The sequence below is a fragment of the Acinetobacter sp. YH12076 genome (assembly GCF_013419525.1).
GTDB classification, from domain to species: Bacteria; Pseudomonadota; Gammaproteobacteria; order Pseudomonadales; family Moraxellaceae; genus Acinetobacter; species Acinetobacter amyesii.
Genome location: NZ_VOZY01000016.1, coordinates 37,996 through 51,022 on the forward strand (window position 1 = coordinate 37,996; position 13,027 = coordinate 51,022).

The 13,027-nt window shown below is 40.2% G+C and carries 13 protein-coding genes; 9 read left to right on the forward strand and 4 right to left on the reverse strand.

Going from position 1 to position 13,027, the window contains the following annotated elements; all coding sequences use genetic code 11:
• Window positions 1–109 precede the first annotated feature (109 nt).
• The 3 genes from FTU22_RS14420 (at window position 110) to FTU22_RS14430 (ending at window position 2,139) form a co-directional block, all read left to right on the forward strand.
• Window positions 110–415 carry a GNAT family N-acetyltransferase gene (locus FTU22_RS14420; RefSeq protein ID WP_347269446.1) on the forward strand — a complete coding sequence of 102 codons (306 nt, stop codon included), beginning with the start codon at window positions 110–112 and terminating at the stop codon, window positions 413–415.
• Between the two features lie 313 nt (window positions 416–728).
• Complete coding sequence (locus tag FTU22_RS14425) at window positions 729–1,055, forward strand: GNAT family N-acetyltransferase (RefSeq protein WP_180095144.1); 327 nt, start codon at window positions 729–731, stop codon at window positions 1,053–1,055.
• 613 nt (window positions 1,056–1,668) lie between these two features.
• Window positions 1,669–2,139: a BLUF domain-containing protein gene (locus FTU22_RS14430; protein ID WP_180085999.1), complete on the forward strand. Its 471-nt coding sequence runs from the start codon at window positions 1,669–1,671 to the stop codon at window positions 2,137–2,139.
• Window positions 2,140–2,197: 58 nt separating this feature from the next.
• On the opposite strand, the gene mpl is transcribed toward FTU22_RS14430, so the two are convergent.
• The gene (gene mpl, locus FTU22_RS14435; protein WP_180095147.1) at window positions 2,198–3,562 is read right to left on the reverse strand and encodes a UDP-N-acetylmuramate:L-alanyl-gamma-D-glutamyl-meso-diaminopimelate ligase; all 1,365 of its coding nucleotides are present in this window, start codon (window positions 3,560–3,562) and stop codon (window positions 2,198–2,200) included.
• A 274-nt stretch (window positions 3,563–3,836) separates the two neighbouring features.
• Between mpl and FTU22_RS14440 the strand changes: the two genes are divergently transcribed.
• Complete coding sequence (locus FTU22_RS14440; RefSeq protein WP_078189529.1) at window positions 3,837–4,175, forward strand: DMT family protein; 339 nt, start codon at window positions 3,837–3,839, stop codon at window positions 4,173–4,175.
• A 25-nt stretch (window positions 4,176–4,200) separates the two neighbouring features.
• On the opposite strand, the gene FTU22_RS14445 is transcribed toward FTU22_RS14440, so the two are convergent.
• Window positions 4,201–4,650: a hypothetical protein gene (locus FTU22_RS14445; protein ID WP_180095149.1), complete on the reverse strand. Its 450-nt coding sequence runs from the start codon at window positions 4,648–4,650 to the stop codon at window positions 4,201–4,203.
• A 215-nt stretch (window positions 4,651–4,865) separates the two neighbouring features.
• Here FTU22_RS14445 and purE point away from each other — a divergent pair, with 215 nt between their 5' ends.
• The 3 genes from purE to FTU22_RS14460 all read left to right on the forward strand — a co-directional run bounded on the left by purE (window position 4,866) and on the right by FTU22_RS14460 (window position 8,530).
• A complete protein-coding gene (gene purE, locus FTU22_RS14450; protein WP_078189531.1) occupies window positions 4,866–5,378 on the forward strand; it encodes a 5-(carboxyamino)imidazole ribonucleotide mutase in 513 nt (170 codons plus the stop codon).
• Window positions 5,379–5,394: 16 nt separating this feature from the next.
• The gene (locus FTU22_RS14455) at window positions 5,395–6,516 is read left to right on the forward strand and encodes a 5-(carboxyamino)imidazole ribonucleotide synthase (RefSeq protein WP_078194467.1); all 1,122 of its coding nucleotides are present in this window, start codon (window positions 5,395–5,397) and stop codon (window positions 6,514–6,516) included.
• A gap of 727 nt (window positions 6,517–7,243) precedes the next feature.
• Window positions 7,244–8,530, forward strand: coding sequence for a lytic murein transglycosylase (locus tag FTU22_RS14460; RefSeq protein WP_180095151.1), 1,287 nt, complete (start codon window positions 7,244–7,246; stop codon window positions 8,528–8,530).
• 99 nt (window positions 8,531–8,629) lie between these two features.
• On the opposite strand, the gene FTU22_RS14465 is transcribed toward FTU22_RS14460, so the two are convergent.
• Window positions 8,630–9,757 (reverse strand): anhydro-N-acetylmuramic acid kinase, encoded by a 1,128-nt coding sequence (locus FTU22_RS14465; RefSeq protein WP_180095153.1) that lies wholly within the window; start codon window positions 9,755–9,757, stop codon window positions 8,630–8,632.
• A gap of 63 nt (window positions 9,758–9,820) precedes the next feature.
• Here FTU22_RS14465 and tyrS point away from each other — a divergent pair, with 63 nt between their 5' ends.
• A complete protein-coding gene (tyrS, locus tag FTU22_RS14470; RefSeq protein ID WP_171262600.1) occupies window positions 9,821–11,053 on the forward strand; it encodes a tyrosine--tRNA ligase in 1,233 nt (410 codons plus the stop codon).
• 493 nt (window positions 11,054–11,546) lie between these two features.
• On the opposite strand, the gene FTU22_RS14475 is transcribed toward tyrS, so the two are convergent.
• The gene (locus FTU22_RS14475; RefSeq protein ID WP_180095155.1) at window positions 11,547–12,188 is read right to left on the reverse strand and encodes a YitT family protein; all 642 of its coding nucleotides are present in this window, start codon (window positions 12,186–12,188) and stop codon (window positions 11,547–11,549) included.
• Window positions 12,189–12,413: 225 nt separating this feature from the next.
• On the opposite strand from FTU22_RS14475, the gene FTU22_RS14480 reads away from it, so the two are divergent.
• A complete protein-coding gene (locus FTU22_RS14480) occupies window positions 12,414–12,686 on the forward strand; it encodes a hypothetical protein (protein ID WP_180042222.1) in 273 nt (90 codons plus the stop codon).
• The last annotated feature ends 341 nt before the right edge of the window (window positions 12,687–13,027 follow it).

Sequence of the window (13,027 nt, forward strand, 5' to 3'; positions counted from 1 at the left end):
GGCTTATTTTACTATGCTCTATACACAAGCAGGAACCGATTTAAGCCCTGTGCATGCGGTTTAAATTAATACAAAAACAACAGAGTTGACCTGCATTACATGCCAATTTATAAAAAAATGGAGGAAATTTAAGATGTTTGTACAACAAGATGATGATCAAAAAAAAGGAGCTTTCTTTGTTGAGCAAGATGGGGAACGTTTGGCAGAGATGACTTACTCATGGGCAGGCGATGATAAATTTATTATTGATCATACCGATGTCAGTGACAGCTTGCGAGGACAAGGTGTTGGACGACATCTCCTCGATGCAGCAGTGAATTTTGCTCGGGAAAAGAACGTGAAAATTATTCCACTCTGCCCTTTTGCAAAATCTGTATTTGATAAAGATGAATCGATTCGTGATGTTCTACGCTAATACGCTAAATTGTATAGCGTGATGTGGATTAATCATTTGGATAAATAAAAACAGCCTAATGGTATGGCGATCAGGCTGTTTTATTTGAAATCCAGTTGTGAAATTGAATTAAGATCGTGATTTATACAGCGATACAACCAAGCATGCTGCAGCAATCAGTAATACAAAGATGGCGATGATATAAAGGTCCATAATAAAAATATCCGGCAAATGTGATTTAATTGTTTTTTAATTAATGTGAAAGGTGTACGGATTTATTATCACCTACAGTTGAATATAGGTCGTTTAAGTTCTGTACCAATCACTTTCTCGTTTGTTACACGGTGTATTTTTTCATAAAAAGGAAGAAAAAACAGTGACTATGCAACATCAAGATAACGGTCAAAAAGGTGAATTTTTTCAGTTAAATGCTGAGGGTGTTCGCATCGCAGAAATGAGTTATCTATGGCGTGATGAACACACCATTGTGGCAAATCACACGTGGGTAGATGATTCCTTACGTGGGCAAGGGGTTGCTCGTGTGTTATTGGATCATTTGGTGGAATTCGCTCGTGATAAACACTTAAAGATTATTCCAACCTGTTCTTATGTAGAGGTGATGTTTCGCCGAGACAAGACATTAGCCGATGTTCAAGCCTAAAAAAGCCCGCGATGCGGGCTTTTCTATCATTATGAAATTTTAAAAAAAACTTAAAAGCTAATTTGTATTTAATTGAGCTTTAATTTTAACAGCGTTGAAGGTGCTTTAAAAAGATTTGGCCAAAACTGCAATAAGATCGAGCAGCTTGATATCCCTAAAAATAAGCTTAAACACATGATATTTAATAATGCAAAGTCATTCAGTACAAAATAAATACTGCCAATAGTCATCATCATCAGTAAATAAATGAGATAGTGAGGAATCACAGTACGCAGTATTATTCCTAAAATAAATGAGCAAATAACAACATTAAAAAAATCTGAAACGCCAAAATTATTCAGTACGATCAAGGCAGCAAAATATACACAAGTGATCGATAAAAAAATGATTAAATTTTTAAGCATGGTCGGCCTCTTTATTCATCTTCAAATGGAAATAATTTCATTGTTTTAATATGTATAAGTTTAAAAAAATGAAGGTGATATCGGTATACGTGATCTTGGTTTTCTGTTGTAAGTTAAAAAGCACATTTGATTAAAAAATATACAAATATTTACTCATCCTGTAGAACTTTCTACGTTAAAATCGTACTAATACTTTAAGAATAAACACAATGATACAACTCTGTTATGCCAGTACACGTGTAGAACAACAATTTGATTTAATACAAGATTTAAGTGATATTTTGGTGAGAGCCCGCAGCTTCAATACCGAACAGCGTATTTTTGGCGTGCTGTACTATGCCGAAGGCCGGTTCTTCCAATGCTTGCAAGGTGAGCAAGCGGCTCTCGAACAGCTTTTTCAGCATATTGCGAAAGATACTCGCCATCGGGATATTGTGCGTTATCCTGATCAAACTATTGATCAAATCGATTTTTCAAAATGGTCGATGAAATATGTCAACCGACATAGTGAAATTGCTAGTTTGTTTCAGCGCTTTGGACATTCAAGCTTTCAACCCGACGTGCTCAATCTAGAACAAATTCAGGCGTTTTTAACAACCTTGTTAAGATTAGAGAATGTTGAACAGCCCGTTAAGCTGGATTTAGGCTATAAAAACCGAGGCTATCAGAATTATTTTTAAGCTGAGTGTGAATAAAAAAAGCCCGCGCATCGGGCTTTTTTTATTTTATCTAGTGGGTTTAGGCTTTTAATGCACTGATCAACTTCTGATGTAAACCACCAAAACCGCCATTCGACATAATCACCACAGCATCGCCCTCGCCTGCCTCGCTTACGATGGTTTGAATGATCTCATCCAGTGAACGAGCCACCACAGCTTTATTCGCAGCAGCTTCAATCACAGGTTGTAAATCCCAATCCAAACCTTCAGGTTGATACCAAATCACTTCATCTGCTAAGCGTGCAGAATGTGCAAGCCCATCTTTATGGCTACCCATGCGCATGGTATTAGAACGTGGCTCGATTACCGCCCAAAGCTTACGTTCACCCAAGCGCTTACGTGCACCTTCCAGTGTGGTATCAATTGCAGTTGGGTGATGTGCAAAGTCGTCATAAACTTCAACGCCACGTACAGTACCCAAAAGCTCCATACGACGTTTTACACCGCCAAAGTTCGAAAGCGCCTCACACGCTGCTTCAATCGAAACACCGACATGTTCAGCCGCAGCAATGGTTGCTAAAGCATTGGCTACGCTGTGTTGCCCAGTCATGTTCCATTTGACTTCGCCTTTTACCACACCGTGTTGTAATACTTTGAAGTGAGAACCATCGTTCGATAGTTGTTCTGCGTACAGTTCAGACTTTTCATTGGCATCTAAAGATGTACGCACTACAGGTGTCCAGCAGCCCATTTCCAAGACTTCATCAATATTTGTTTCAGTGATGGGCGCAATGATACGGCCTTCACTTGGAATAGTACGCACTAGATGATGGAATTGCTTTTGAATCGCAGCCAAGTCTTCGAAGATATCGGCATGGTCAAATTCAAGGTTATTTAAAATCGCTGTTTTAGGATGGTAATGCACAAACTTAGAACGTTTGTCGAAAAATGCCGAATCATATTCATCGGCTTCTACACAGAAATATTCACCACCGCCTAAACGTGCGCTTTCACTAAAGCCTAAAGGTACTCCGCCAATCAAGAAACCTGGGTTTAAACCCGCTTGATCGAGCACCCATGCCAACATGGTTGTGGTTGTAGTCTTGCCATGTGTGCCTGCAACGCCTAAGACATGTTTGCCTTGTAGGACGTGGTCTGCAAGGAACTGTGGGCCAGAAATATAAGGCAGGCCTTCGTTCAGCATGTATTCCACTGCATCAATGCCACGTTTCATGGCATTGCCGACAATCACGAGATCTGGATGTGGTTGAAGATGGCTACGGTCATAGCCTTGCATTAAGGTAATGCCTGCATTTTCCAATTGGGTAGACATTGGTGGGTAAACGTTTTGGTCTGAACCCGTGACCTTATGTCCTAAATCACGCGCCAAGAGTGCCAATGAACCCATAAAGGTGCCACAAATACCCAAGATATGCAGATGCATTCGTTCTAACTCCACTGCTTTTATCGACACATCACTTTGTTATTGTGGTGTTGTCATTATAGATTTGGTTGAAAAGGTTAATTTCATTTGAGAGCAACCATAGCAAGGGTCTTAGGGAAAAGATAGATTTTTTTGTATGAGATCGTGCAAAAAGATTGAGCTCGTAACTGATCAAATGTACGCAATTTTCTTGAGGATAAAAACACGGAAAATAGGCGCGAAATCGTGATGAAAAACGTACAATATGCGCAAATTTTTGCGATCTTGATTGCTTATGTCACTTGCCCTGTTTTTATTGATTATTTCCAACTGTTTTATGACTTTGGCCTGGTATGGGCATTTGAAGTTTTTACATGATGCACCGCTTTGGCAAGCGATTTTATTTGGATGGGCGATCGCGTTACTCGAATACAGTTTTATGATCCCAGCAACGCGACTGTTGGCCAAACATGGGTGGTCTTTGGGTCAAATGAAAATCACACAAGAAGTCGTGACGCTATTGGTCTTCGTTCCATTTATGATTTTCCTTTTTAAACAACCCTTTAAGTTGGACTATTTGTGGGCAGGTTTATGCCTTTTTGGATGTGTCTATTTCGTGTTTCGCAGTGCTTAACTGATCCAATGCTGCATGGCTCTGATCATTTAAGTGAGGCGTGTTTGCAGGCATTTTTGAGGACTTTACTAAACTCACGGTCTCGTGGAGTGGGATCTTCATAGTCAAAGGCATAATCACTCTCACTGGTCAGTACAGTCATTTGACCGTCTGCTTCAAAGTTCATGAGAGCAAAACCATAGCTTTGGTCATCACAATAAACACGATATTCTGAAATTGAATACATTTTATCGCGGCCATCATCTGCTTTGTAATAGCCTGTCATCTTGACCGGCTTACGTTCATCAATGATCGATTTTCCGGTGACTAAAAATTTTTCGTGGATGTAGCCATTACTCTTAATTTGGCCGTTATAGCCTTTTTGTTGCTGTAAGAGGTTAAAGTCTTTTTCAAATTGGCTTGTATTGAGTTGAACGAGTTGGGCAAAACTCGGAGAGCTTAGGGCTAGAGTAAGTAGGATAAACATCTGTTTCATGTTTAAAGTGTCTTATAAATATTGATTTAATAAAAGTTTTTATAAAATTGAAAAAAATAAAAATATTTTCATCAAAATATTATGGAGTTTTCTCTTTAAAGACAACCGTTAAATTTTATTGAGATGAATTTTCAGTCTATAATATGGGGCTCTTATTAAAGCTTGGCTCTAGTCGAGATTTACTCTCTCTTACTTTAATCTCTGGAAACATTGCAATGAATGCGGCCGCTTCACAAGACACTCCTCTCGTTGGAATTATCATGGGTTCTCAATCGGATTGGGCAACGCTAGAAAACACTGCCAATATGCTGAAACAGCTTGGCGTCCCATTTGAAGCGGAAGTTGTATCTGCACACCGAACTCCAGATCGATTATTCGAATATGCTGAAACCGCACGTGATCGTGGTATTCAAGTGATTATTGCCGGTGCTGGCGGTGCAGCGCATTTACCAGGTATGTGTGCAGCCAAGACTGACCTACCTGTACTTGGTGTACCGGTAAAATCATCAATTTTAAACGGCGTGGATTCATTACTGTCTATCGTGCAAATGCCAGCAGGTATTGCAGTTGGTACTTTGGCGATTGGCCCAGCGGGTGCGACCAATGCAGCGATCATGGCGGCACAAATTTTAGGTTTAACGCGTCCTGAAATCGCAAAAAATGTTGCAGATTTCCGCGCTGCGCAAACCGATAAAGTGGCGAGTAAAAATATTCCGGGTCAAGCTTAATTAAGGGGCATTTCTCATGGATAAAACCATTGGTATTTTTGGTGGTGGCCAGTTGGGTCGCATGATGGCGCAAGCGGCATTGCCTTTAAACATTCAATGCACCTTCTTTGAAGCGAGTACTGAGTGCCCTTCTGCAGCGCTGGGTCCAGTGATTTCGACTCAAGCTGAAAATGGTTTGCAAGATTTCATTCAGAGCGCAGATGTTTTCAGCTTAGAGTTTGAAAATACTCCGTTAGCAGATGTTGATGTGTTGACTAAGAACAAAGCATTGCACCCACCGCGCCAAGCTTTAGCGATTGCACAGCATCGTTTGTCTGAAAAAGCTTTGTTTGATGAATTGGCTATCCCAGTTGCACCTTATAAGGCCGTGACATCTTTCGAGGGTTTACAAGCTGCTGTTGCTGAGTTGGGTTTACCCATCGTACTGAAAACATCGCGTGGCGGTTATGACGGTAAAGGTCAATTTGTGCTACGTAGCGCTGAGCAAATGGATCAAGCATGGGCTGAACTAGGCCCTGCAGGTGAATTGATCGCGGAAAGCTTTGTAACCTTCTCACGTGAAGTCTCAATCATTGCGGTGCGTGGTCAAGATGGTGATGTGAAAACATGGCCATTGGCGGAAAACCACCACCACAACGGCATTTTGTCGCATTCGATTGTGCCTGCACCAAACAGTGCAGACTTACAACCAGTTGCGCAAGATTACATTACTCGCCTGCTCAATCATTTGAATTATGTCGGTGTTTTGACGCTAGAGCTGTTTGTGACAGATAAAGGCTTATATGCCAATGAGATGGCGCCACGTGTGCATAACTCGGGGCATTGGTCGATTGAAGGTGCAGTGTGTTCACAGTTTGAAAACCACATTCGTGCTGTAGCAGGTTTGCCTTTGGGTTCGACTGAAGTTGTTCGTCCAACGGTCATGGTAAACATCATTGGCCAACATCCGAAGTCTGAAGATGTATTGGCACTGAATGGCGCGCATTTGCACCTGTATAACAAAACAGAGCGTGAAGGCCGCAAAATCGGTCACATCACTTTAATGCCGAACGATACTGCTGAATTAACAGCTTTATGCCGTGCTTTGGCGAAAATTTTGCCGAATCCACTGGCACTTAGCGAAGATATGACCATTTAAACCTGTGTTTGAATGATAAAAAAGCGGTCATGCACATGGCCGCTTTTTTTATTGCTGTAGTTCGGGCATCATTGCGCCTCTTTGCAAAATCACACCGTTTATCGCTGAAACGATAAGAAACTATTGATCATAAAGTGTTCGTTCGTTTATAAATATTCTGCGTTAATCTTCGTATTATTTTTTGTGTATCAATAGCCTGTGATGTGTGTGAATCAAAATCAAAAATAACCAAAGCGTTTTGAATTTAAATTGTGTTTTTGAATTCAAACTATGAGTTTGAATTCAAAAAATCCTATACGAAAAAAATGAATTCAAAGTTTATGAATTCAAATTTGAAAAATGAATTCATTTCGCCGTGTTTAAATTTAAAATTTGAATTTAAAAGTTGCTCAGACTTATTGGATCTATAGGGAGTATATTTTAAAACCTATAATATTTTGATTATTAATAATAAAAATGAATTTTTACCCCATTTTGCATTTGTGGATAACTTTTTATGTATGCGATTTATTTTTAAATTTAAAAGTTTTGAATTTAAATTTAAACCACGGTTTGAGCTGGAATGAATTTAAAACTGGGCTGTGGATAACTGTTTTTGAATTCAAATTTTAAAAATGAATTTAAATAAGTAGAAAATATGAATTTAAATTTACGTTTTGAACCTTTAACTTTTGTTTTGAGCTGCTATTGTTAAAACAACAATTTAAATTCAAAAAAGATCTAGGGTATGAAGCATCACTTAGGATTTGTTTTCGGGACTGCTTTATTGGCAATAACTCAGGCAAATGCCGAGTTGATTATTAATGGTCAGTCTGTCAATGCGTCGAGCATGCCTACAACAAGCAGCATTTCACCACAAAATAACTTTCAAGGTTGTTTAGCCAATTTGCGCTCGCAAGCAATGAATGCTGGTGTGAGTGCATCCACTTATGATCGCTATACACAAAATTTAACACCTGATTATTCTGTGATTGAAAAGCTCAACTATCAGCCTGAGTTTTCAACTCCGATTTGGGACTATCTGTCCGGTCTGGTAGATGAAGAGCGTGTACAACTGGGTCAGCAGAAATTGGCGCAGCATCGTGATGTATTAAACCGTGTCGCAGCGGCTTATGGTGTGCCTGCTGAAACCGTGGTCGCGGTTTGGGGTGTAGAGAGTAATTTTGGTGATATTGCGGGTAGCTATCCTTTATTGCAGTCATTGGGCACTTTGAGTTGTGAAGGGCGCCGTCAAAGCTATTTCCGTGGTGAGTTTTTTGCTGCCATGCGGATTTTGCAGCGTGGTGATTTAAATGAATCACAATTGAAAGGTTCGTGGGCAGGTGCATTTGGTCATACCCAATTTATGCCGAGTACCTATGAAGAACTGGCCGTGGATTTTGATGGTGATGGCCGCCGTGATTTGGTGTCGAGTACCGCGGATGCGTTGGCATCTACAGCCAACTTCCTGAAAAAGCGTGGTTGGCAAACTGGTCAGCCGTGGGGCTTTGAAGTCAAAATTCCGGATGGCATGTCGATCAGTGGAGAAAGTCGCCGTAATAAAAAGTCATTAGACAGCTGGATGAATCGTGGTTTGCAGCGTGCCGATGGTACGCCGTTAATTCAAGGCAACCTTTCTGGATCGAGCCAAGCAGGTTTAATGGCACCGGCTGGGGCAAGTGGGCCTGTGTTCTTGGTGTTTAAAAATTTCGATGCAATCTATAGCTACAATGCCGCAGAGAGTTATGCATTAGCGATTGCGCATTTATCCGATCGCTTGCAAGGCAAGGGTGGCTTTAGTACGACATGGCCAACCGATGATCCTGGGACTTCACGTGCGGAACGACGTGAGATTCAACAATTTTTACTTAACCGTGGCTATGACATTGGTAAAGTTGATGGATTAATTGGAGATAAAACCCGTCAAGCCATTCGACAAGAGCAAAATCGACTGGGTTTAAGTCCAACAGGTCGGGCAGGACAGCAGATTTTACGGGCATTTCGTAATGAGCATGCCAAGGCAATGATGAATTAAGTTTGAGCTATGCTTTTTATATAGTAGTCAATATATATAAAAGCTTGTCTATATAAAAAAGGTCTGCAATTGCAGACCTTTTTTATATGTTTTTGACTCTTAAACCGCAGTGATTGTACCTAAGATACGATAGCCAGCAGCACCCGTCACACTTGGTAAATTTGCACTAAGCTGATTGACAAAGCGCATCGCCAACCAAGCAAAGGCCGTCGCTTCCACCCATGTTGGGCTTAAGCCTAAATCTGCGGTACTTTGCACCGTCCATTCATGTTTACGTAGACGCCAACGCAGTTGTTCTAAAAGGTGCGAATTGTATGCACCACCACCACAGACATAGACTTCACCAGTATCCATGTCAGAACGATAAATGGCTTTTTTAATAGCACGTGTGGTGAGTTTCATTAAGGTTGCTTGAATGTTTTCTGGCGTATCTTCGAGTTCGTCATATTCGAGATCTCCACGCCAATCGAGAATCTGTTCATCTAACCATTCTAGATTGAAGTCTTCACGACCTGTGCTTTTTGGCGGTTCTTTAGAGAAAAACTCATGTGCTTGTAAGCGGTCGAGCAGACTGCGAATAGGTTGACCATAAGCTGCCCAGTTCCCATTTTCATCATAGGGCTGACCAGTATAACGTTCGCACCAAGCATCCATTAAAATGTTGGCAGGTCCTGTATCAAAGCCATACACGGCTTCAGGTTGACCTGCAGGTAACATGCTGACATTGGCAATGCCACCCAAGTTTAAAATCACACGGTGAATGGTGTCATGTTGGAAAAGCGCTTGATGGAACGCAGGAACTAAAGGTGCGCCTTGACCACCCGCAGCCATATCACGGCGGCGGAAGTCTGAAATCACCGGGATTTTAGTGAGTTCGGTAATAATATTGGGGTCGCCAATTTGCAGGGTAAAACCATGTTCAGGGCGGTGGCGAATGGTTTGTCCATGTGAGCCAATCGCCTTGATTTGACTTCGATCTAGCTGATTCTTCTCGATCAACTCATTGATGCCATGACCGATCATTTGAGCTAAAGCTACGTCTGCCTTACCCATACGATCAATTTCGTTGTCATCAGGCAAGGTGAGAGCCATTAGTTCATCACGAAGGTCTGGGTCAAAGGGAAGTGTGAGCGTCGCATGAATCTCTAAAGGATCAAAAGAAGCAGCAACAATATCGACACCATCCATGCTTGTGCCGGTCATTACCCCAATGTAGATCGCTGTCATGATGATTCTTAAGCCTGCAATGTGCTGAAAAAGTGTTAGTATATCGCACAAATTGTATAACTGATCTATTTGGATTTTGTGATGTCAAATTTCCTGCCGGCTGAAGAACAACTTGCCCTCATCCAACGAGGCACACATGAGATTATTTCTGAAGAAGATCTTCTTAAGAAATTAAAGCAGAATCGCCCATTAAAAATTAAAGCGGGTTTTGACCCGACTGCACCTGATTTACATTTAGGTCATACGGTTCTGATTAATAAATTAAAAGTTTTCCAAGATTTAGGTCATGAAGTTTACTTCCTGATTGGTGACTATACAGCCATGATCGGTGACCCAACCGGTAAGAGTGCTACGCGTCCACCGTTGTCACGTGAAAAAGTTTTAGAAAATGCTAAAACTTATCAAGAACAAGTGTTTAAGATTCTTGACCCTGCGAAAACTAAAGTTGTGTTCAACTCAGAGTGGTTTGGTCAAAAAACTGCTGCTGACTTGATTCAGTTGGCTTCACAGCAAACTGTGGCACGTATGTTGGAACGTGATGACTTCACTAAACGTTATAACAGCCATCAACCGATTGCGATTCACGAGTTTTTATATCCATTGGTGCAAGGTTATGACTCAGTTGCGCTAGAAGCGGATGTAGAGTTGGGGGGTACAGACCAAACCTTTAACTTGCTGATGGGTCGTACATTACAAAGCCGTTATGACCAAGAGTCTCAAGTGTGCATTACTGTGCCGATTCTTGAAGGTTTAGATGGCGTAAATAAAATGTCTAAATCTTTGGGTAACTATATTGCTGTATTTGATGCACCGGGTGCGATGTACCAAAAAGTGCTTTCAATGCCAGATGATTTGATCGAACGTTACTTTGACTTATTGAGCTTTAAATCGATTGAAGAAATTCAACAGTTGCTTAAAGAAGTGGCTGAAGGTCGTAACCCACAAGAAGTGAAGAAAATTCTTGCACTTGAATTGGTTGAGCGTTTCCATGGCGCAGAAGCTGCGGCAAATGCACACAAAGGTGCAGGTAATTTGATTACTGAAGGTGAACTTCCAGAAGGTACACCAGAAGTGACGATTTCTCGTGGCGCATTTGGTGGTGAGATTTTCATTACTTCTATTTTGCGTGAAGCGGGCTTGACTAAAAATGCAGCTCAAGCAAAAGATGCAATTGGTCGTGGCGCGGTGAAAGTGGATTGGGAAGTGGTTGATGCAGGTTATGCTGTGTCAGAAAACAAAACTTTGATCATCCAAGCGAGCAAAAAAGCGATCGCAAAAGTAACTTTTACCGACTAATAAATTCTTGAATTTTTAGTTAAGTTATTGAATTAAAAGCAGGCTTCGGCCTGCTTTTTTTTACCAATTAATATATTAATAATATAAATAAGCAAATTCAAAAAAAACCTTATAAAAACAACACTTAAATTTTGCCAAATGTGTTGCATTTCTTGAATTTTATGTATAAGATTTATTCATCTAGAGAGATATATACCATCTAGAGGGTACATAACGATAACTCCACTTTTTATAAGTCTCTTCCCCAAGGGACTCTTTTTTTAGTGAAGTAAACAGATAACTATAATAATTACACGATGGATCGACTAAAGATTCAATTCTAAGGGAAAGATTTTGGGAGAGATCTTTCCCTTTTTTATTTGTAAAATTGAGCTATTCCTTTCAAAAGTCACATTTATTTCTGTATTAAAGACTTTAACCGCGCCAAAAAAAAGCCCGATTCAATCGAGCTTTAAAATGTTTCTACTTAGACAGATGTTCATTGAGTTTTATTTTAGGGTTTAGAGCCAAATTGAATGAAGCTTAATTTAGGTAAGATCCGCTTGACTAAAGTCCCGACTAAAAGTGCGGTAATAATGGTGCCTTCACGTACCCCGATGACTTGATGTAAGACCAACCAACTGCTGATAACCGCAATACTGACCAAGACAATGTCGCCATAGGTCTTACAGTTGCCAAAATCAAGGCGATAACGAACAGCAATGGCTTGATAGAGACCTTCTGCGGCTAAGAGGACTAGACTGGCTTTGACCACTAAGCTCACACCTAAAGCGGTAATCAGGCAACTTGCCAAGCAAACCAAGAGTTGAAGTGGGTAACTTTCTATGCTCCAGCCTTGGGTGAGCCACATTAAACCGTCAATAAATGCACCAAATAAAATTCCCACAGGTAATTGCAACCACTGTATCCACTGAAAGCGTGATTTTAAGATCAGCATTTGCAGCAAAATCATGACGATATGCATTAATACTGTTAATGTGCCGACGGTGAGTGGAAAGATATAGCTAAAGCTGTAGGGCACCGAAGAAATAGGGGATGTCCCTAAATTTGAATGTATAGAGAGTACGACACCAAAAGCCAATAATCCTAATCCGCTTAATAGTAAGAATAAGCGTGGAAAAAACTGTGTTGGCATCCTGCACCTAAAAAATAAAAAGAGTGTACGTGAAATGCAGCCTGCGCTCTATGCGTCTAAAGCCCAAAAATAGTGGCTTTTTATGACTGTGATCGTTAATAGTGATTATTCAAATAAAATAGGCTGTATTTTTATCAGCAAAAATGACTAAGCATGTAATTAAAATGATTTTTGCAAAAACAGGCCTTATGGAACAATGGTCAAAAATCAAAAAAGAGCAACAGCATGGCGTATTACAATACCGATAATCATGATGAACAGATCGATCGAATCTTGAGATATTTATTTGACTACCAAACCACACAGCATAAGCGAGCATTATTTTGTGAGGCGCAGCAACAATTACATGATTTGGATATCGCAGCACAGTACCAACTATTTGCATTGGTACGAGAACAACTCCCTCGACGTGCAAAGCTGCTATTTTCTGCCGAGGATTTCAGTGGAAAGCAACAAGTCATCTTGGAAGTCATGCAACATTTGGCATATGAACGTTAAAAGAATGCTGGGAAATATAAAAATGCACGCTAAAAAAGTCTATGAAGCTTGAATCGATATGATGACACAAAAAAATGATGTGCTTTGAGGCAGAAAAGTAGACTAATGATTAATAAACAATCAAAGTCACTTTTATTAGACTTAAAAGCGCTGAAAAAGATTTGCTAGATATAAGAAATTTACTTAATTAAATATCGACTATTTGCTAAATATTTATAAAAAATGCTTAAAAAATAGGTAAAAGTGCAATTTTTTTAGCAAAAACGCTTATAAAAAATACATACGTGAAAAATATAGTGAATTGGGGGTTGCAATGATTCTGAAATGCTCTAGAATGCACC